The sequence below is a fragment of the Acidithrix sp. C25 genome (assembly GCF_904848545.2).
Genome location: NZ_CAJHCI020000001.1, coordinates 1543491 through 1562798 on the forward strand (window position 1 = coordinate 1543491; position 19308 = coordinate 1562798).

General features: G+C 46.8%; 19 protein-coding genes. 7 read left to right on the forward strand and 12 right to left on the reverse strand.

Annotation, left to right across the window (positions count from 1 at the left end; all coding sequences use genetic code 11):
* Positions 1–105: 105 nt before the first annotated feature.
* The 4 genes from ACIDITHRIX25_RS93105 to ACIDITHRIX25_RS93120 form a co-directional block, all read right to left on the reverse strand.
* On the reverse strand, positions 106–1302 hold the full coding sequence (locus ACIDITHRIX25_RS93105; RefSeq protein ID WP_201732909.1) for a methyl-accepting chemotaxis protein: 1197 nt from the start codon (positions 1300–1302) through the stop codon (positions 106–108).
* Between the two features lie 835 nt (positions 1303–2137).
* A complete protein-coding gene (locus tag ACIDITHRIX25_RS93110) occupies positions 2138–3646 on the reverse strand; it encodes an acyl-CoA carboxylase subunit beta (RefSeq protein ID WP_201732970.1) in 1509 nt (502 codons plus the stop codon).
* Positions 3647–3760: 114 nt separating this feature from the next.
* Complete coding sequence (der, locus tag ACIDITHRIX25_RS93115) at positions 3761–5080, reverse strand: ribosome biogenesis GTPase Der (RefSeq protein ID WP_052605680.1); 1320 nt, start codon at positions 5078–5080, stop codon at positions 3761–3763.
* Between the two features lie 61 nt (positions 5081–5141).
* Positions 5142–6554, reverse strand: coding sequence for a DUF512 domain-containing protein (locus ACIDITHRIX25_RS93120; protein ID WP_201732910.1), 1413 nt, complete (start codon positions 6552–6554; stop codon positions 5142–5144).
* A 37-nt stretch (positions 6555–6591) separates the two neighbouring features.
* On the opposite strand from ACIDITHRIX25_RS93120, the gene ispH reads away from it, so the two are divergent.
* The 3 genes from ispH (at position 6592) to ACIDITHRIX25_RS93135 (ending at position 9062) form a co-directional block, all read left to right on the forward strand.
* Positions 6592–7617, forward strand: coding sequence for a 4-hydroxy-3-methylbut-2-enyl diphosphate reductase (gene ispH / locus ACIDITHRIX25_RS93125; RefSeq protein ID WP_052605678.1), 1026 nt, complete (start codon positions 6592–6594; stop codon positions 7615–7617).
* A gap of 225 nt (positions 7618–7842) precedes the next feature.
* Positions 7843–8457: an HD domain-containing protein gene (locus tag ACIDITHRIX25_RS93130; protein ID WP_201732911.1), complete on the forward strand. Its 615-nt coding sequence runs from the start codon at positions 7843–7845 to the stop codon at positions 8455–8457.
* A gap of 173 nt (positions 8458–8630) precedes the next feature.
* On the forward strand, positions 8631–9062 hold the full coding sequence (locus ACIDITHRIX25_RS93135) for a hypothetical protein (RefSeq protein WP_052605676.1): 432 nt from the start codon (positions 8631–8633) through the stop codon (positions 9060–9062).
* Between the two features lie 397 nt (positions 9063–9459).
* On the opposite strand, the gene ACIDITHRIX25_RS93140 is transcribed toward ACIDITHRIX25_RS93135, so the two are convergent.
* Positions 9460–10161: a lysophospholipid acyltransferase family protein gene (locus ACIDITHRIX25_RS93140; RefSeq protein WP_052605675.1), complete on the reverse strand. Its 702-nt coding sequence runs from the start codon at positions 10159–10161 to the stop codon at positions 9460–9462.
* Positions 10162–10290: 129 nt separating this feature from the next.
* Entirely contained in the window at positions 10291–10935 is a 645-nt protein-coding gene (gene cmk, locus ACIDITHRIX25_RS93145; protein WP_201732912.1) for a (d)CMP kinase, read from the reverse strand.
* A 199-nt stretch (positions 10936–11134) separates the two neighbouring features.
* Between cmk and htpX the strand changes: the two genes are divergently transcribed.
* A complete protein-coding gene (htpX, locus tag ACIDITHRIX25_RS93150; RefSeq protein WP_249685664.1) occupies positions 11135–12049 on the forward strand; it encodes a zinc metalloprotease HtpX in 915 nt (304 codons plus the stop codon).
* Positions 12050–12549: 500 nt separating this feature from the next.
* Positions 12550–13122, forward strand: a complete 573-nt coding sequence (pspAB, locus tag ACIDITHRIX25_RS93155) for a PspA-associated protein PspAB (RefSeq protein ID WP_052605672.1) — start codon at positions 12550–12552, stop codon at positions 13120–13122.
* 253 nt (positions 13123–13375) lie between these two features.
* On the opposite strand, the gene aroA is transcribed toward pspAB, so the two are convergent.
* The 6 genes from aroA to ACIDITHRIX25_RS93185 form a co-directional block, all read right to left on the reverse strand.
* A complete protein-coding gene (aroA, locus tag ACIDITHRIX25_RS93160; RefSeq protein WP_201732913.1) occupies positions 13376–14707 on the reverse strand; it encodes a 3-phosphoshikimate 1-carboxyvinyltransferase in 1332 nt (443 codons plus the stop codon).
* A 217-nt stretch (positions 14708–14924) separates the two neighbouring features.
* Complete coding sequence (aroH, locus tag ACIDITHRIX25_RS93165; RefSeq protein WP_235347737.1) at positions 14925–15305, reverse strand: chorismate mutase; 381 nt, start codon at positions 15303–15305, stop codon at positions 14925–14927.
* Positions 15298–16074, reverse strand: coding sequence for a pseudouridine synthase (locus tag ACIDITHRIX25_RS93170; protein ID WP_201732914.1), 777 nt, complete (start codon positions 16072–16074; stop codon positions 15298–15300). Before ACIDITHRIX25_RS93170 ends, aroH begins: the two co-directional genes overlap by 8 nt.
* Position 16075: 1 nt before the next feature.
* Entirely contained in the window at positions 16076–16642 is a 567-nt protein-coding gene (gene scpB / locus ACIDITHRIX25_RS93175) for an SMC-Scp complex subunit ScpB (protein ID WP_052605669.1), read from the reverse strand.
* A 177-nt stretch (positions 16643–16819) separates the two neighbouring features.
* Positions 16820–17557, reverse strand: a complete 738-nt coding sequence (locus ACIDITHRIX25_RS93180) for a segregation and condensation protein A (protein ID WP_052605668.1) — start codon at positions 17555–17557, stop codon at positions 16820–16822.
* 236 nt (positions 17558–17793) lie between these two features.
* Positions 17794–17958 (reverse strand): hypothetical protein, encoded by a 165-nt coding sequence (locus tag ACIDITHRIX25_RS93185; RefSeq protein WP_201732915.1) that lies wholly within the window; start codon positions 17956–17958, stop codon positions 17794–17796.
* 135 nt (positions 17959–18093) lie between these two features.
* On the opposite strand from ACIDITHRIX25_RS93185, the gene ACIDITHRIX25_RS93190 reads away from it, so the two are divergent.
* Both ACIDITHRIX25_RS93190 and ACIDITHRIX25_RS93195 read left to right on the forward strand, forming a co-directional pair.
* Complete coding sequence (locus ACIDITHRIX25_RS93190) at positions 18094–18303, forward strand: acyl-CoA carboxylase biotin carboxyl carrier protein subunit (RefSeq protein WP_052605667.1); 210 nt, start codon at positions 18094–18096, stop codon at positions 18301–18303.
* A gap of 346 nt (positions 18304–18649) precedes the next feature.
* On the forward strand, positions 18650–19111 hold the full coding sequence (locus ACIDITHRIX25_RS93195) for a SixA phosphatase family protein (RefSeq protein WP_201732916.1): 462 nt from the start codon (positions 18650–18652) through the stop codon (positions 19109–19111).
* Positions 19112–19308 lie beyond the last annotated feature (197 nt).

Genomic DNA, 19308 nt, shown 5'->3' on the forward strand with positions numbered 1-19308 from the left:
TCAACAGAGGAAATTCGCATCCACTCTCGGAACGATCCCTAAAGCGCTAAGTTCGCCAGGTAACACCTTAGCAGAACTTAGCAACAACCAAACGTAGGCGAAACTTCAGTGTATGGAAGATTTAGAGGACCCTTTGTACCCAAAGCGATCAACTGGAGAGGTTGATTGAGTAGAATGTTCTATCTCTTCGTTCGAGGTACTACTTAGAATGTGATTTAGGTTTCGTGATATGTCTGAAGATGCAACGCTCTGCTCCTCGGCTGCCGCGGCGATCTGCGAGACCATATCACCAACGCTTGCCACGTCTTCAAATATCTCTAACAAAGCATTATCAGCCCGAGCAGACGACGCCTCGGATTCGGCAACCTTGCTTGTAAATGATTCGATCGACGTTACTGCGGCCGACGTGCCATTTCGGATCATCCTAATCTTTTCGGTAATTTCCGTAGCTGCGATTCTGGATCGTTCCGCCAACTGTCGCACTTCGTCAGCTACAACTGCAAATCCCTTGCCAGCGCTCCCCGCCCGGGCTGCCTCAATCGCGGCATTTAGGGCCAAGAGGTTCGTCTGTTCGGCAATGCTCTTGATGGAAGAGACGATAGAGTCAATCTCTTCAGATTGAGTACCCAGCTCAGAAATTATATGTGCTGTATCTTTAACTCTCAAAGCGACATCCCGCATCGCCGCACTTGCACTCTGTATTAAAACTTTAGATTCAGAGGTAACGCTTGACGCCTTTATCGAAGAATCACTAGCTACTTGAGAACTCCTAGCAATTTCAGCTACAGTAGCGCTCATCTCTTCCAACGCAGCAGCAATAGCTGAGACTTTATCGTTTATACTTCCGGTACGTTGAAGTTCAAGGGACCGCTGTGTGCGTTCAAGGGCACGCTGAGTTGAAATATCAGTCCAACAGGCCATGTAGCATAAAAGCTCACCCTTTTTCTGGGGATGCCATATGGGATAGGTTTTAGTCTGGAAGTAGATATCATTGCCCATTGGAATATCGGCAACGTGCTCTGAGCTTGATCCACTTCCCATCTCGCCCAGTATTCGCCGAACCCGCTCCGGATCCTTATGAAATTGATGAATCGAATTTCCCATCGCGTGCGCTAGATCCGAGTGTGGTAACGCCTCGGTGAGCTTGGAATGGTACTTTACCATGGTTGACGAAGCAGCCTTATTCATATAAATGATTGTATTTTCACGGCTTGAGTCACAGAGCATAACAATGTTATCTACCAAGTCCAAGACAGCTTCGAGCCGTCCGACATCTACAGTCTCTTTCGATTTACCAAACATATTTCGATAATCGGCATAGCACATCATCAAGTAAACGAATTTTTAATTATTCAATTAAATAAATATCCGAATTTGAATATGTTTGCCGATAGTATCAAGCAAATTACAACCATATCAGGCAATTAAAATCCACAAACCTACAATTCAGACGATCCATTAATTGCACAATTGCGTTCTAAGATTAACTAACTAAGCCTATTTAGCAGCCGACTTATTAATTCGAGCAGATCGATCCAGGATGTTTCAAGCCTACATCCTCTTTGCAAAGCTTCATAAAATATTCAAAAATGGTAGATTACGCTCTAAAATCAGGCGATCACTTTTGACAAAATAATTACAAACGCTATAACCAAGCTAATGACGCTTATACCTTCTATTGGTCAGCATGCCTAGCCGATCACCACCCAACAAATGGCTATTTTCTACCGACACAAAAATCAGTCGATACCGCAATCGAACTTCATGAGCTAAGCAAAAAATTACTGGAATGGAAAGTCCAGGGTAATTATCAGGCTAAATCAGGCGACCGTGCAATTAGAGGTGATGGGGCAACCAAATAATCAATTGAACCAAGCGATAGACCAAATATATCGCGGTGGCCACCACTAGTAATTTGAAGTGCCATGGAGCTTTCTTCGGCTTCACAATAGGAGTGTCGCAAACCGGACAGTGGCCATTACGCGGAATTCTGTCGTCCTCTTGAAACTTCGCACATGTTTCACACCAAGCCAAAAAACTCACCTACATAAATAATAACTTTGACAGTGATCCTACTTCCTCCGAGATCGGAACTACAAGAAAACCTTGTCAGGATGGTTTGGGCTGAGAGCAAATTCTATACCGGATGAACGCCGTGGTGCTTTGGCACATCTAACCTTGGCTTTCCAATGGCACAGTCAAATCTTCCAATCAACTCACTGCGCAGATCACTTGGACTGACTATGTCGTCAATCACCAAATCACTCGCAAGTCTATACAGATCGACGTCAGCGACATATTCGCTTCGCTTTTGTGCAATGAATTGCTCCCGCTCGACTGGGTCTACAATTCCAGCAATATGATTGGCATAGACTGCATTCACCGCAGCTTCAGGGCCCATGACCGCGATCTCTGCGCCCGGCAAAGCAATGGTTGCCTCGGGCGAAAAAGCGGGTCCGGCCATGGCATAGAGTCCAGCCCCGTAGGCCTTTCTTACAATGACGGTCACCTTCGGGACCTGAGCCTCTGATACCGCTGCGATCATCTTCGCGCCATGGCGAATAATGCCTTGTCTCTCGACTGCTGTACCAATCATAAACCCTGGCACATCAGCTAAAAATAAAAGAGGGATGTTGAAGGCGTCACACATCCAGATAAATCTTGCCGCCTTATCGGCGGAATCCACAAAGAGAACTCCACCACGGCTGGCGGGATTATTTGCAACAATCCCAATGCACTTGCCATCGAGTCGAGCCAAGCCTACGATCAATTCAGGCGCAAAAAGAGGCTTTACCTCAAAAAAGCTACCTTCATCGACCAATCGCTCGATCACATCCAGCATCTCATACCCAGCCGTGGATAGCTCCGGGAAGAAGTCATTCTCGAGCTCCAGCGTTGGGGGCTCACTCAAATAGGTTGGAGGAGTATCTCTAAAGTTGGTCGGAAAATAAGAAAGGTATTCTCTAGCAGCGGCAATCGCTGATTCGTCGGAATCAAACAGATTATCGCCACAGCCCGAGACACTTGCATGCATGCGAGCGCCACCCATCTCTTCTAATGTAGTCTTTTCTCCAATCACCATTTCAGCCATCCTTGGTGAACCGAGGTACATCGAAGCGTTGGCTTCCACCATAAAGACAACGTCACAAAAAGCAGGTATGTATGCACCTCCGGCCGCACTCGGGCCAAAAAGACAGCAGACCTGGGGTACCTTCCCACTAAGTTGCACCTGATTATAAAAGATCCGTCCAGCTCCACGTCGACCCGGGAAAAGCTCAACCTGATCAGTGATACGCGCACCAGCAGAATCGACCAGATAAACGATCGGTAGTTCCAAACGGAGCGCAGTCTCGGTAATTCGAATTATCTTCTCAACGGTACGTGCACCCCAAGATCCAGCTTTCACTGTAGAGTCATTCGCCATCACGCAAACTCTGCGCCCATCGATCTCACCTAGGCCGGTTACGACACCATCGGCAGGCAAAGAGTTGGATGAAACATTGGCAAAGAGGCCATCCTCGACAAAACTGCCCTGATCAAAAAGGAGCGCTGTACGGTCGCGCACGTAAAGGCGTCCGCTAGATTCGAGCTTGGCTTTGGATCGCTCGCTATTTCCGGTTCTAATCTCCGAGCGAACTTTATCCATATCAAGTGGTCTACTTGTCAAATCTTCCCCTTAGGTGAAAGCTCCATATGAAGTTATCAATGTAGCAGCCAACAAAGTTACAAAGCAATTGAAAACATTAATAGATCAAGTTAATCAGTCGGAACGACGACGAACCCTCATCTTTATAGGAGTTGGGCCGAGGCCAAATCTCTCTCGCAACTTACGCTCGAGATAGCGCATATAACCAGCATCTATCGGTCTCGACGAAAAGAGAGTAAAGGTAGGTGGGTCAGTCGCACCCTGGACAGCATAGAGGATCTTTGTTCCCTTAGGCGGATGTACAGTCTGAAACTCAGAGATAGCCACATTCAATTCACGAGTTGGAATTCGTCGACGATAGGCAACGATCGCATTTTGGACTGCAGGAAGAATTCGATGGACTCCCAAACCAGTTTTGGCACTAATCCTAATAAAAGGAGCATAGGTGAGGAATGCCAGCTTCTCTTCGGCCTCCTCGCCACGGATCAGCTTGTCTTCAGAGGAGAGGTCTTCCCACTTATTCAAAACGACCACCACGGGACTACCTGCAGCATCTACACGCTCAGCGAGTCTTTGATCTTGATGGGTAACACCTTCTTGGCCGTCAACCACCAAAATCGCTACGTCGGCTGAGTCTATAGCCTTTAGCGCACGCACCATAGAGTAATACTCGGTTCCACTTGCCTCTTTTGCTCGCCTACGCATTCCTGCAGTATCTAAGAACCGAAGTACTCCAATGTCGGTTTCGATGACCGTATCCACTGTGTCGGTGGTAGTACCTGGCATATCGTGGACTACGGCTCGATCATCACCAACCATCCGATTGAACAAAGTCGATTTACCCACATTTGGCCGTCCCACAATTGCCACCGAGAAGATTCCGTCATCGACATCGGTTTCGCTATTCTCGCCATCATCAAGATCGATAGAGCCCTCAGGCGCATTCTCAGTAAGTCGATCTATGAGCACATCAAGAAGGTCTCCCGTCATTACACCATGCAACGCAGATACTGGAATTAGATCGTCAAAGCCAAGCGCTGCAAATTCCCAAGAATTAAAGCGACGAGACTCAGACTCTGCCTTGTTAGCTACGACTATGACTGGCTTAGAGATACGACGAAGCAGTTCCGCGACATCAGCATCCTCGCTAGTTATGCCCACTGCAGCGTCCACCACAAAGAGCGCTATGTCGCAATCGGCCATAGCCGAGCGCGCCTGCTCTGAGATCTTTACCTCAAGGGCGTCGCCGGCTTCAAGCCATCCGCCTGTATCGATCAACTCGAAACTATGGCCCCGCCAAGCCGCAACATAAGATTTGCGATCTCTTGTAACGCCTGATCGTTCCTCAACGATGGCATCCTGTCTACCCACTATACGATTTACAAGCGTCGATTTACCGACGTTTGGCCGTCCCACGACTGCCACTTTAAACATTAACGCTCCTTGAAACTTCTCGCCTTGGAATTTATAACTTCCAATTAATAAAGCTCGATAACTATCGAGCTAAAAACTCACCCTTTGGTACACCTTTGTGCCCATAGATCTCCTCCAATACACCCCGAAGAGCAATGCCATCGGTCGCCACAACGCGAATAGGTGCGTCTATCTCATCCACGGAGGTGCCATCTAAAAAGATATCCTCAGAGAGAGCCACATCTGGAAGGAGATACAAATCATACTTTGACGCTTTTGAAATGGTTCGTTTGATGTCTTCTCCGACCATCAAACCCGCAACACCGATATTGCCTCCGAAAAAGTCGTTGCGTACCTCTAAGAATTCAACATTAGGAAATCTAGGCGAGACTACCTCTGGGAGGGTTGCCATACCATAAGTCGAAGTCAAAATCGCGATTCGACGGTCACTCCTTTTGCGCGGAACTCCCACCGAGACTCCGATCTGATCGGTGATCCTCTGTGCACGATAGCCACTCTTTGGGGCACCTTCTACCCAAGAGAAAAAGCCCGACTTCACAGAAAATGCTGCGTCACTATTTCCGTTGAAGGCTGCCTCAAATGCTCTAGCGATACCAATTCCATTCTCGTGTTGTGAAAAATCGTCATAATCTTCATACTTAGGAAGTGGCACCTGGGCGAGAATGTAATATTCATCAGAGGCGTAAACCATCCTTCGTCCAAGTAGTTCCAAAAAAACTTTCTGCATCGAATCGATAGCTTCAACCACCGAGAGCGCCTCTTGCTGGGTATGTGGGCGCATCCGCCCCTCGTTAGAAAAGCGTGACACGCCTAAGGGCACAACAGCTACATTCACCAATTTCGGGAAACGATCCAAAATCGATATAAGAGTCTCGTGCAAAAAAGCACCATCATTCACACCTGGGCAGATCACAAGCTGACCGTGAACCTCTATACCCGCCTCTAAAAGTGCCTCTAGCCAACGCAAAGAGGTGGCACCACGGCGGTTTCGCAAAAGCTCAGTCCGTAGCTTTGGATGCGTTGAATGGATCGAGACAAAGAGCGGTGAAAGCTTCTCAGTAATTACCCGTTCTAAATCAGCTTCTGTAAAACGGGTTAGCGTTGTAAAGTTTCCATAAAGGAACGAAAGTCGATAGTCATCGTCCTTCATATAGAGCGTCTTTCGCATTCCCTTTGGCAACTGATAGATAAAGCAGAACTCGCAATGGTTGTCACAGGTCCGAACCTGATCAAATATCGCGGAGGATACCTCAATTCCCAATGGATCTCCGGCAAGCTTTTCTATCTCAAAATCGAACTCAATACCACCTCGATCGATCAAAAGAGCTACATCTGACTCTTCTACTAGCATCTGATAGGCTATGACGTCGGTTGGAACCTGACCATTAATCGACACTAGCTCATCGCCAGGTATAACACCTGCCAATGCCGCCGGGGAATTCTTCGCTACTGAGAGCACTATTGGATTCGACAATTCGAGACACCTATTGCCTTGGGCTAGAATTTAGCGTATGGCCGTTGAAAAAGTTTTACTAGCAAAGCCTAGAGGTTTTTGCGCAGGAGTCGAGATGGCAATCAAAGCCCTCTCTTGGATGGTGCGCGTCTTCGACCCTCCAGTCTACTGCTACCACGAGATAGTACACAACAAAATTGTTGTAGATCGTTTCTTAGAACAAGGAGTTATCTTCGTGGATGACCCTAGCGATGTTCCAAATGGCGCACCAATAATGTTAAGCGCACATGGAAGTGCGCCTTCAATCGTTGAGTCTTCACGTTCGATCGCCAGCATCTCGATAAACGCAGTCTGCCCACTTGTAACAAAGGTACATCACGAAGTAAAAACGCGAGCAAACAAGGGGTTTGAGATAATCTATATCGGCCATCACGGCCACGATGAGGCACTTGGGACCAAGGCGGTAGCGCCTGAAAATGTGAAACTCATTGAAACCATCGCGGAACTCGAGGATTTGACGATCGAATCGGAGTCAGTCGCGCTCATCGCCCAAACAACGCTAGCTCTGGACGAATGGAGAGAGATGGCTGATCGCGCCAGCGAGCTTTACCCGAGTCTTTGGATGCCTGGCAAAAGTGATCTCTGTTTTGCAACCACAAATCGCCAAAGTGCCATTAGGCATCTTGCGCCGCTAGCACAAACAACAATTATTATCGGTTCGCAGAATTCCTCGAACACCATCGCACTTGAAAAGGTGGCCAAAAAGGTTACCGACGCTAGGGTGTTACGGGTCAATTCTGCAAGCGAGCTTCCAGATGATATTCATGGTGTCGTTGCGATTACAGCAGGCGCTTCAGCCCCAGAGGACCTTATCCAAAAGGTAATCGAACGACTAGCCCCAATTCAAGGAGTCGAAGAAGTTGCCGTGGTGGACGAAGATGAATATTTCCCGCCTCCACGAGAACTAAGAGAATTTCTACGAAGTCTCACATTGGTTAGCGCCTTTGTCTTCGGGGCTCCCAAGCCCGCTTACTTCCCCTTAGATAACGATTCATCAATCTCCGCGTCGTCTGTAATAAATTAATCGCTATCACCAAATTCACCCCAACTAACGGAAGCTACACTGTTTCGCCTTTTACCGCCTTAAAAAGGCGAAACAGTGAACCGATACCAGTAACTCATGATCGGAGCAATTCAATTTCTAAGATAAAGTCTCATCATTTCGAAGATCGAGTCTCATCGAGCCGAACAAATAAATGATTTCCGTGGTCAATAAGTAGCCAATGAGCCACATCGGATTAGACAGTTGATGCATAATTTACATATGCATGAAAAGACTACGACGGATGAAAAGACTACGACCAGTTCACTCAATAATACTTTCAGCGCCATGGATTCATCCAACAAAGACCAATGGATGGCGATAGGCCACGAAACCTCCAAAAATCAACCAAGGGTCGCTCAATCGATATTGACGATGTTAAATTCGCTAAAAGATATCGTCGATGGATTTTCTGTCGACCAACTTACCCACTCCCTGCAAACTGCAACGCGCGCTGAAGAGGATAAAGCAGAACCTCAAATGATTGTCGCTGCGCTCTGTCATGATATTGGTAAAGCAATTTCTGTGGCTAACCATGCTCAAATTGCGGCTGAAATCCTTCGTCCTTACGTAGACGAGGACGTATACAACGTAATTAGAACCCACCAAGAGTTCCAAGGCCGACACTATTTCGAATATTTCGGAGGCAATCCAGATGCTCGTGAAGGCTACCGCGACGAAGCATGGTTTTCAACTGGTGAAACTTTCGCGGATAAATGGGATCAAAATTCATTTGATCCTACCTACCCCACTCAACCTCTAAGCCACTTTGAGCCGCTAATTAGGCAAACCTTCGCAAAGCCAAAAAGGTCATTTGGTTAATACGAAGAAAACGTGATCCTTAAACTTCTTCCTTGAATCAACTAATGGTACCAAAGGCTATAGGATTCTAAAATAATAAAGATTAAAACCACGGTTGTCTCTAGGCGACCTAGTGGCTTTGTTGGATATTTTCAAATCAGCACGCTCTCAACCAACGGTTCAAGGAGGAAGTAGTGATTTCGATGCTCAAGGGCGAACGCAATCAAACGATAGCCCGAATCGTCTTTGCTTGGTGGGTTATCTTTTCACAGACGAACTACATGAGTCATTCGAACTCAGCCTATGAAATCTTCATATTACTCTCAAGCGTCACCGCAGGAGCTGCCCTGCTATTGTTATCCGGGGTAAGAGGTGAGCTCGATCTAGATCTTTATAACTTCATCCTACTCGCATCAACCTTTATCATGATTTCGAGCTACGTGATCTACACCTTGGTCCTACTTGGATTAGTCGTCCTACGCGACATCTCCATTCCGGGCGGTATCCTAGATATCTTTCACGTAATCGTCCTAGTCGGCGCAGGTATTGCTATCTCTGGTAAAAGATTTAGAGAAGATGGCACCTATTGGCGAACAATTGCACTTATAGGCAATCGTAGCCAATAACGATCGCCTTGTCGATTACCTAAAGATAAAGGCGATGAACACACCAAAAGATGCCAGCCATAGTAGCATTTAGAGCTTCGAATATGTCCCGACTCCCTAATCCTTGCTAGCTACTCCAGACTAAAATAGTCCCCCAAATACAGTCCTATCAAAGAACAGCATCCTTTGGAAGCCACGAGATAGTTCCTAATCGTTTGATCAACGCTCTCGCCTCATTTACCGTTTGGATTACTAAAACAACCACAACCGTAAAACAACCACAACCGCTCTAGGCGCGTCAGATTATCGGGTAGCCCAAAAGAAAAACCAATTGATGGGTCACTTTGAATTACAAATCTCAGCTATTACTCAATGAACTACCTCGCAATGGGAGTAAAATTTAGTCAAAATTCAATTGCTAAAGCTTTCCCGACTGCTGCCCAAGGGCCTCTAGCGCCATATCATATTGCGCTTGAAGATCATTCCTAAGTCTGTCTGTCAAGACACGAATACGAGATCGAGCTATGCGCTTTTGATCAGGGTCGCCCTCGACTCCATCTAAAATTGCTGGCCCAATAGACATGATGCACTTCACGGGACGAGGAAACTTGGCACCCTTAGACATTGCACCCTCACTGCCTGCAATTCCAATTGGGATAACTGGAACTCGGGCCTTAAGTGCAATATAGGCTGCTCCATCGAGCAGGTCGGTAACGATTGGCCCGTGGCGTCTAGTTCCTTCGGGAAATAAAACTAGCGACTGTCCAGCTTGTAATATCCGAATACTAGCCTCAACGGCATTGCGATCAGGAGTACCGCGACTGACTGGAATCCCTCCCATACTTCCCATCACCTTTGCTAGAAAAGGATACTTCCACAGTTCCTCCTTGCCCATATAGCGAAGACGCCTTCGCGTCAATGATGCCATCAAAATTGTGTCGAGATAGCTACGATGCGTTGGCGCTATTATGTAGGGTGGTTCTGGGAGTGGAAGATCACCTTTGATTTCTAATCGAAAGTAAAGACGATTGACGACATTCAAAATTGAGGTCGCTGTTGCATACAGACCGCTATCAACTGCACTCGTATGAAGTCGAACTTCAAAGTCGCCAACCTTCATCAAATCATCCAAAAGACAACCTCCCGAGATATGGGCAAATTTCCCAAACCTAGCAACACTCTAGCGCATGACCAGCACGTCATGGATGCGCACGAAGCTTATAAACAAAATCCGACAAGGGGCCGTTATCTAAACGAAACGGTTCCCATAGAGTGTGACCAATTCATCCAAAAGATCATCGATAGTTCGATTAGATGTATCGATCTCAATCGCATCGTCTCCAATAGCTAGGGGACTATGAACTCTCTTCGAATCGCGCAAATCGCGCTTGGAAAGCTGTTCAGACGTCAACTCTTGTCGCCTCGCGAGGCGGACCTCCGGGTTAGCCACTAGAAACACCTTGAATTTAGCCTTTGGAAGCACTTTGGTCCCAATATCTCGACCCTCTAGAACGGCCCCTCCATGACTTTGAGCGTAATCTGTCTGCCATCTACTCAAAAACTCCCGAACGCAAGGATGTACTGCTATCTGGCTTGCGGCCTCGGATACTTCAGGGGTGCGAATGGCTCCAGAGACATCGGACCCATTTAGAAACATCCTGCCATCGACGTAAGAAAGTACCACCGATTTAGCGAGTTCACAGACGGCGGCCCCATCATCTAAGTCCAGCCCATTTTGAATCGCCAAAAGGCCAATTGAGCGATAAGTTGCACCAGTATCCAAAAATGCGAGACCCACCTTTTGGGCGATCAATCGAGCTAAAGTGGACTTACCTGTACCCGCCATTCCATCAATCGCTATCGATCTTTCATGCCAGTCCTCAACATTTTCCACAATACGAAACTATTCGCTCATGAGGAAAATACCTCTGATTTATGATGGAAACAGGCGACCTTGACGGACCTAAGGTAAAACCACACAATCCCTTTGGACAGATAGAGCCAAGATGATGCCAATCTTCAAAAACAAACTATTCAGAAAGAACTCAGAAAACTCGATCGATTCCTGAAGAATTCGGGCTAAGAATATTGGTGTGGCAAAATCAAAATTTCCAAAAGACAGAGGCCTTACCGCAAGAATGGGATTGACTGTATTCCTTCTCGGGTTGGTTTACGTAATTTTTATCGCAGTGCTTTTAATGCTCAAGCTCTCACTCTCGCTTATAGCAGTCGTTGCCTTCGGGATTCTCTTCGTGCAGTACTTCTTTTCCGACAAGATTGCTTTAGCATCTATGAAAGGAAAGATAGTAACCAGGGAAGAAGAGCCTCAGTTGCACGCGTTAGTGGATCGCCTATGCGCGTTGGCCAATATGCCAAAGCCTAAAGTTGCAGTCGCTCGAAATGATATGCCAAATGCATTCGCCACCGGTCGCAACCCATCAAATTCAGTGGTGTGCGCAACTACTGGCCTCATGAGGAGATTAAACGAGCAGGAACTAGAGGCCGTGCTTGCTCATGAACTCTCGCATGTAGCCCACCGCGACGTCGCAGTCATGACCATTGCATCATTTTTGGGCATGGTAGCTGGTTTTCTTACTCGAATCGAACTCTGGACCGGTGGAGGTATAGGCGGAGGTGGCAACAGAAGGGGTAACGGAAACAATAACCAGGGAAATGCTGGAATGTTGATTCTGGTTGTCTCGGTAGTCGTCTATGCCGTTAGCTTTCTAATCACTCGGGCACTTTCTAGATACCGCGAACTCTCTGCAGATCGATCAGGAGCGATCCTGATCGGGCGCCCCTCAAATCTCAAGTCAGCACTGATCAAGATCACAGGAGAGATGGGCCGAATTCCAACTCGAGACCTAAGAAGCGCCTCTGCCTTCAACTCCTTTTATTTCGCTCCAGCGATTAGCCCTAATAGCATGAGCGGACTTTTCTCAACGCATCCGAGTCTAGAAAAGAGAATCGCTCAGTTGGACAAACTCGAACGCGATCTGATGCAATAGTTTTTCATTTTATAACTGCGTGGCAAGCAACTTTTGGAGCAAGGTTACATTGTCACCTTGCAAAACGCTGTCACCTCCAAATAGGTTAAAGCTGGCGTGATTTTTGGGATCAAAGGCTTCAAAGAGCCACTTGAACTTCGAACGCCATAATTTTTGATAATCGAGATTATGGCAAATCAGATTGGATAAACGCTAGCTCGAATTAGGTGAAAAGTCATCCGATCCTTGAAAATCTTTCCAAGTAGAGCCACAAAGTAGGCCCCAGATCGATGAAATAGGGATCGAAGAAATAGCGGGTTTACTTGGACCCATAGACAACCACAAACCAGCCGCACATCCGACTGCTTTGACACCTAGGGGGACCATGGGAAGATGCATCTCTAATCAGTTGGGAAAAACTATCCCATTTTGGCCACTCTTCATTAGAGAATGACATTTGCCCGAATGAAGATAAGGAATAGAATATCGATATAGCATCGGCTCTTTAGAAAGGCACCGGTTTGGGAAAACTTCGCGACATCATACTTGGGCGCACTGCTCCAGCTCAGGCTAACTTAGATAATCTTTTTGCACTGCCTGCGGCAGGGATTACGCTTGAAATTTCAGCTAATTTGATATCCACCAACAAAGCTTCGGTCTGTTTCAAACCAGCATCTGGAAGCGCATTCGCCAACACCACTTTGGACTTTAAAGCGATCCTTGAGATGGAAGATGACGGTCAGAAACCTCCGGTTGAGACAATCGATTCTATGGGCTATAAATGGGTAACGATTGAAGCCGACAACCTTGAAACTCTAACGACCGCAATCCATGCGGTCAATTCCACCTTAGAGTCAAACAACTTTGGGCCACAGCTGCTCTGTTCCGTCTTTGCCTTTACCGATCGCGATAGCGCACAGCGCGTTTATCTCATCTATCTATATAAACGCGGGACCTTCTACCCATTTGCACCACTTAGAGGCGAGCGACGAGACAATGAGCGCGAGCTTTCTCTTCAAGCGATAATCAAAGACGATATCGTCCTAGAAGCCGACCTTGAGAGGTGGTTTCCGATCTGGGACTTACCTCTGTGAGCTAATAGCACCGTTGTAGTTTAATGAGAGAACTAGTTTCAAATCCCCATCTCTTAGAGGTTAAGGTCACAAAACTACAGAGATCATCGATCTTGTCGCCTCGGCGCAATCTAATATGTGATTTCTTTTATTTGTATCCATAGTTGGAGATGGAACCCACGCAGTATCGCATAAAAAATTTAAAAAGGATACTCCGCTAAAGGCCAAATGGAGCCAATCGCTAAAACTTGTCAAAAGAGCAACGTAATGTCGCCTATCGCACTTCGATCTCAAAGCCACAAGATCTAAAGACCGAAACAAAGGTAGGGAAAGAGGTCTCAACCGATTCAAAACCCTCAATGTAAGTCTCCCCTTGAGTTAGGGCACCTAAAATAGCGCCAGACATCGCTATCCGATGGTCATAGTGACTTACAACGACACGTGGCTCTTGAACGAATCCATTGCTTTCTAAGACGCCTTTGGATGGATCATGGCCAATGCCATCGACATAAAACCCTCCATCTAACTCACCAGTATCTACCCCAAAAGAGGCGAGCATGTCGCAGGTGGTGGCTATTCGATCGCTCTCTTTATGTCGCAACTCCCCAACACCTAAAAACTCAGTTCTCCCGCGCGCCATGGCCGCAGCTACACCAAGAATGGGAACCTCATCGATAAGATCGGGGGTGCCATCTGGCCCAACTACTACTCCACTCAATTCACTAGGATAAGATTTAATATCACCCAAACCATTGCCCTTATCGCTAAGGTCAATCCGCCCACCCATAGAGATCAGAGTCTTTAAAAATCCATCGCGTTGCGGTCCCAAATATACGTCCGTAACCTCTATTGAGCATTGACCTATCAGTCCCAATACAACAAAAAAGGCAGCCGAAGAGGGATCACCTGGAACCTTGATGTCGATTGGGCGCAATTTAGATGGCTCAATCGAGATTTTATTTGCAGTTGGGGTCCTGGTCACTTCTAGATTTGCGCCAAATTGGCTGAGCATCTCTTCAGTATGGGCCCGTGTTGGAACCGTCTCTACCAAAGTGGTAGTCCCCGAAGAGTTCAATCCTGCAAATAAGATGGCAGACTTTACCTGAGCCGAAGCCACTGGCATCTCATAGTCAATACCGTGCAACTTAGTGCCAACTATTCCAAGAGGTGCAAGGGTTGAATAACCTCTACCAATAATCTTCGCCCCCATCTTTGTCAAAGGGTCGATCACGCGACCCATGGGACGCTTTCCAATCGAAGAATCACCCTTCAAAAAGAATGTATTACCCTCACTGCCCGCAAGAACTCCAGATATTAGGCGGATCAGTGTACCCGAATTGCCAACATCTAAGAAGTCATTGGGCTCAGATATATCAAAGCCAACCCCCCTAAGGATAATTCTGGAACCTTCTTGAGAGATATGAACGCCTAGGGTTTCGACAATATCCTTAGTTGCGAGGACATCGAGAGCACTAGATAGGCCATCTACTGAGTACGTCCCGCTCGCCAAGAGAGAGAGTAAAAGACTTCTATGTGAGATCGATTTGTCTCCAGGAACCGACACCGAGGCCTCGTTGCCAATCCCACCTCGTACAACAGCCTTCATAGGGACATCTCCTGACAAAAATTTATAAGTTATAAAAATCGATAGTGGCCCAATCTGGCCAAAAAACTAGCAAAACAGCACGTCAAATCCACGACCATATGGCTAATGGCAAAGCAAAAGTTATCTTCAATCGTTTCCAGAAGGAGGAAAGTAGACTACGAAGTAGCGACCCCGGATTCACCCTAGCTAGAAATTAAAGCCCAAAGGCTCATGATCTCTAGGCTGGAAGATCGTCGCGCAACCCTTTCGCGCCCCAAAGGTAGACATGTCGGAGCTCGTCTCGAGCCTTCGTAGTTTCAATATGGGCCATGACCCGAATGCAAAGGGGTGTTCCGCCATCAATCGAAAGTTCCTGAGCACACATTAGTGGCACGTCGCCATAGCCAAGCTCTCGCGCTGCAGCCGCTGGAAATGCGCCGTGTACGTCGGGAGTTCCAGTAAAGAGTATCGAAATCAACTGGTCCTTATCAACCTCATTGCGCAAAAACATCTCTCCCAATAACTCTTTGGTACGAGTGATGATCTCCTCACGGCTATCTCTATCTATTGTTGTTGCTCCACGAAGTGCTCTGACTGACATTCGAAAAATTTTAGTCACTTTCCAACGCAGCCGCCCACAGAGACCGAAGTTCAATCTCCTCCAATTTGCGAAAATCGCCCGGAATGAGTTTGGAGTCCGACAACGGACCAATGCGGGTGCGGATCAATCTCTCGACATCGTACCCCAAGACGGCTAGCATTCGCCTTATCTGTCTGTTTCGGCCCTCACGAATGGCAATACGGAGCGCACCATTTCCTAGATCATTCACTTGAGCTGGAAGGGTAATACCATCCTCCAATTCGACGCCTTTTCTTAGGCTCACCACATGTTCGCGACGAACCGGACGATCCAATACCACAAGGTATTCCTTTTCGATCTTGTATCTTGGATGTGTCAAGCGGTTGGTAAATTCCCCGTCGTTGGTCAGTATCAATAGCCCTTCGGAATCGGAATCCAAACGGCCAACGGGATAGACAGGCGGAGTCGAGGGCACCAAATCGATCACCACCGGTCGCTCATGAGTATCACGCACCGTCGAAACCACGCCCCTTGGCTTGTGAATCAAATAGTAAACTCTCGACGAATTCACCATAATTGGGACGCCATCAATCATTACAGTATCGCAATCAAGGTCAGCGCGATCTCCCAGACAGGCTACTTCACCATTGACCATGACGCGGCCCGCTACAATCAGTTCTTCGGCGTGACGGCGCGACCCAAGTCCAGCCTGGGAAATCACCTTCTGAAGACGTATGCGGCTACTAGAGTCGTCGATATTGTCCTTTGTAATCCCTAGATCTTTTAGTCCATCCCAAAAGTCTGACAAGTTACGCCTCCTCTCTCAAGGTAACTTCGAAGGCCTCAGCTATCTCAATTGGTGGGGTAAAGTCCGCCAGATGAGGAAGATCGCCCAAAGAGCCCAGACCAATTTTTTCTAAAAACAAGGTTGTCGTTCCAAATAGCACTGCCGATCCCGGACCAGAATCTCTTCCCACGCTAGCTATATAGCCCTTCACCCCCAATAGTCTCATGACTGCATCTGAGTTAACCCCTCGAATTGTGGATACGGCTCCTCGTGAAATGGGTTGCTGATATGCGACTATTGCCAAAGTTTCCAAAGCTGCACCCGAAAGTTTAGACTCATTGACGTCATCAGAGAAGTTCTTCAAATATTCGTTCAAAGTAGGCTTAGTATAAAGACGAAATCCTCCAGCTACCTCAACTAATTCCACGCCGGAAACGCTATCATCATACTTTTGCGTTAGTGTATCGATCGCATCGCGGATCTGGCTGGGGTCATAACGGCTAGCTCGACAGAGCTGATCGACGGTAACTGGTTCAGTTGCCACGAACAATATAGCCTCTACAATCGCGCATAATTCAAATTCCGACAATGTCTATACCTTCGAGGTTCCAGCAAATCTGGAGTGCTATTTAATCGTGAGTTCAACCAGCCAACTTCAAATTCATCATTTTTACATTTGCATGGCCCCGAGAACTCGGGTAATGGTACCACTTATCCTAGTTTGCACCCATTACATGAGACCACTTTGACCCAGAGAACCGCATGGCTAAACCAGTAGTCGAGCCGAAAGCAAAATTGGAGAACTGCTTCCCTCCTGCGATATCTCAATTTTGCCCAATTTGAAGAGCTCCAAAAGCCCAAGAAACATCACTACAATTTCAATTCGATGAGAAGAAAACTCAATCAATTCATCGAAAGGTACCTCTTTTTTGAGGGTCAATCGAGCCAAGATCTTATCTCTAGCTTGGGCTACTGAAACCTTGGGAAGCGGCGTTACATGGATCGGACCAAGACTCTCCTTGGGTTGTCTTGAAACCACTTCTCGATAGACGAGAGCTAGCTTGTCTGGAGAAACCTTACCCAAGGGATCGGCGACCAAGTGAGAGAGCTCGATCCCAAATCCAGCATCTCGAGATCGCCTTCTTCCCCCAACCTCCAAAAGCGACGCAATCACTAAAGAAACATCTCGATAGGTCTTGCATTCAAGCAGACGCGCCAGAAGAAGGTCACGCTCTTCAAAGAAAGCAATCTCTTCTTCATCATCTAAAGCGGTAAGGTTCGGGAATAACCGCCTACATTTAATCTCCAACAAAGTAGCAGCTACCAATAAAAACTCCGTGGCTACTTCAAGGTCTATCGCCTTGCGCCTCTCGATCTCCACAAGGTAGTCGCTCACCAACTTAGAGATAGACAATTGATAGACATCTAGGTCCTGCCCTTGGATCAAAGAGAGCAATAGGCCAATGGGTCCCTCATAAATATCCATCTTGACTTCAAAGGACATTTAAACCAACTTCACCCACATCGACCAAAAATTTTGAACAAATCACCAAATGTTTAGACCTCAACGTCACCATTAACACTACCAGGCACCTCTGAAGGCTCCATTAACTGTAGGCAAGATAGTCCAAGCCCAGATCTACCAAAGACCGATGTTCCCATAAAACCTCCCAATCGTCACGTAAAGTCCCAACACATCCGAACAAACTGTGTTCGCTAAAAGAGACACGAAAAACCGAGTCAGCCCAGATAACCATCAAGAACTATTCTCCATCCCAAGGTAAGATCACTTGTAGCATCTACCTCCCCCATCAAGAGGGCGCTAACTCTTTGTCCATGGATCTGAAAGTTTGAAATCGATAGGGATAAAATGATAACGAAGGCGACCTTTTTCAAGTCCAGCAATAATGGGTAGCCTCCAAAATTAGCCGCTACAGGTAGATCTCATTTCTAATTCGGATAGATATCAAGATGAAAATCAAACACAGACCGAGCTTTGATGTGGCATTATTTTGACAAGTCAATATCTCAAGGAAGACAATGAAAATAGTAAGTCCCATGTCTGGAACGCTAATTACCTTCAGCGTTGCAGTTGGATCATCAATCTCCAAAGGAGACGATGTAGCCATCATCGAATCGATGAAGATGGAGATACCTGTCTCAGCAGAGACTGACGGTGTTGTGGCAAAATTATCCCTAGCCCCGGGTGACTTCGTTGAAGAAGGACAAACAATAATAGAGCTCGCCTAACTGCGCCCAATTTGACCATTGCGACCTAGTCGCTCAGATAATCGTTCGCTTTCTTCACCAAATTTCGCTAACTCATGGGTGCTACCGTCAAATCGAGGTAGCAGATCACCCAAGTTGACCCTAGGGCTAAATAATTAACAAGTCAGTCACAATAAAAGATGCCTTTGCGTCTATAACATCATAAGTTATAGATAAAGCTCGCCACCGTTGAAGCTGGTTAATTGCCACCTTTACCTAAATTGTATTAGATCGGCTTGGGCGCTGTAGCTTCGCCAAGCTACCACGTATGTTCTGTTTATTTAGCCGCAACTACGCCAAATCAAGCCAAAAAGCTAAGGAGACAATAATGACAGCTTCGAATCTTTATCTGATCCGCCATGCAAAAGCAGGAGAACGCTTGCACGATTCAAAGGATGATCAAGATCGGAGTCTCTCTGCCAAAGGGAAGTTGCAGGCTGAGATGATCGCTCAACATCTTGGAAATCGACCAATAAATTTTCTGTGGGCATCTCCCTATGCCCGTGCTATCGAGACACTGACGCCTTTGTCCACCGTGACCCAAAAAAAGATCATGATTGATCGTCGAATCGGAGAAGATGCCTCGATCAAAGAGTTGGATGCCTTTATCGAAGAGGTGATCCATCTCGAAGGAGAACACGCGATCTGCAGCCATGGAAACATTATTCCCTTAATCCTACGACTGTTAGAACGCTATAGCCCTGACTCGATCAGATGCGCAAAGGGCTCAATCTACCGCGTCGACTTATCTAAGCTTGAGGTCGAATATCTCGAATTCAAGGTCGTATAGCCTAAAGAACCCCTCGCCAATTAGCCCAAGCACTCTAGTCATAGAACTGATCTAAAATAATCGATAGCGCGCATCAACAAGGTCCGTCACGCCTAAGAGACGAGACAATTGCCATACCGTAAAAAACTCATCACAAAGGAACTTGGAGAGGGTTGATCACCACTAATAATTATTCTTTGTTAGAATAAAGGGTGTTT

Excerpts from the sequence above, each read along its gene's own strand:
- der (WP_052605680.1), bottom strand. The coding sequence starts at position 5,080 with ATGTTTAAAGTGGCAGTCGTGGGACGGCCAAACGTCGGTAAATCGACG.
- ACIDITHRIX25_RS93105 (WP_201732909.1), bottom strand. The coding sequence starts at position 1,302 with ATGTTTGGTAAATCGAAAGAGACTGTAGATGTCGGACGGCTCGAAGCT.
- ACIDITHRIX25_RS93190 (WP_052605667.1), top strand. The coding sequence starts at position 18,094 with ATGAAAATAGTAAGTCCCATGTCTGGAACGCTAATTACCTTCAGCGTT.
- ACIDITHRIX25_RS93140 (WP_052605675.1), bottom strand. The coding sequence starts at position 10,161 with ATGAAGGTTGGCGACTTTGAAGTTCGACTTCATACGAGTGCAGTTGAT.
- ACIDITHRIX25_RS93195 (WP_201732916.1), top strand. The coding sequence starts at position 18,650 with ATGACAGCTTCGAATCTTTATCTGATCCGCCATGCAAAAGCAGGAGAA.
- aroA (WP_201732913.1), bottom strand. The coding sequence starts at position 14,707 with ATGAAGGCTGTTGTACGAGGTGGGATTGGCAACGAGGCCTCGGTGTCG.
- ACIDITHRIX25_RS93130 (WP_201732911.1), top strand. The coding sequence starts at position 7,843 with ATGCATAATTTACATATGCATGAAAAGACTACGACGGATGAAAAGACT.
- ACIDITHRIX25_RS93180 (WP_052605668.1), bottom strand. The coding sequence starts at position 17,557 with ATGTCCTTTGAAGTCAAGATGGATATTTATGAGGGACCCATTGGCCTA.
- ACIDITHRIX25_RS93110 (WP_201732970.1), bottom strand. The coding sequence starts at position 3,646 with ATGGATAAAGTTCGCTCGGAGATTAGAACCGGAAATAGCGAGCGATCC.
- ispH (WP_052605678.1), top strand. The coding sequence starts at position 6,592 with ATGGCCGTTGAAAAAGTTTTACTAGCAAAGCCTAGAGGTTTTTGCGCA.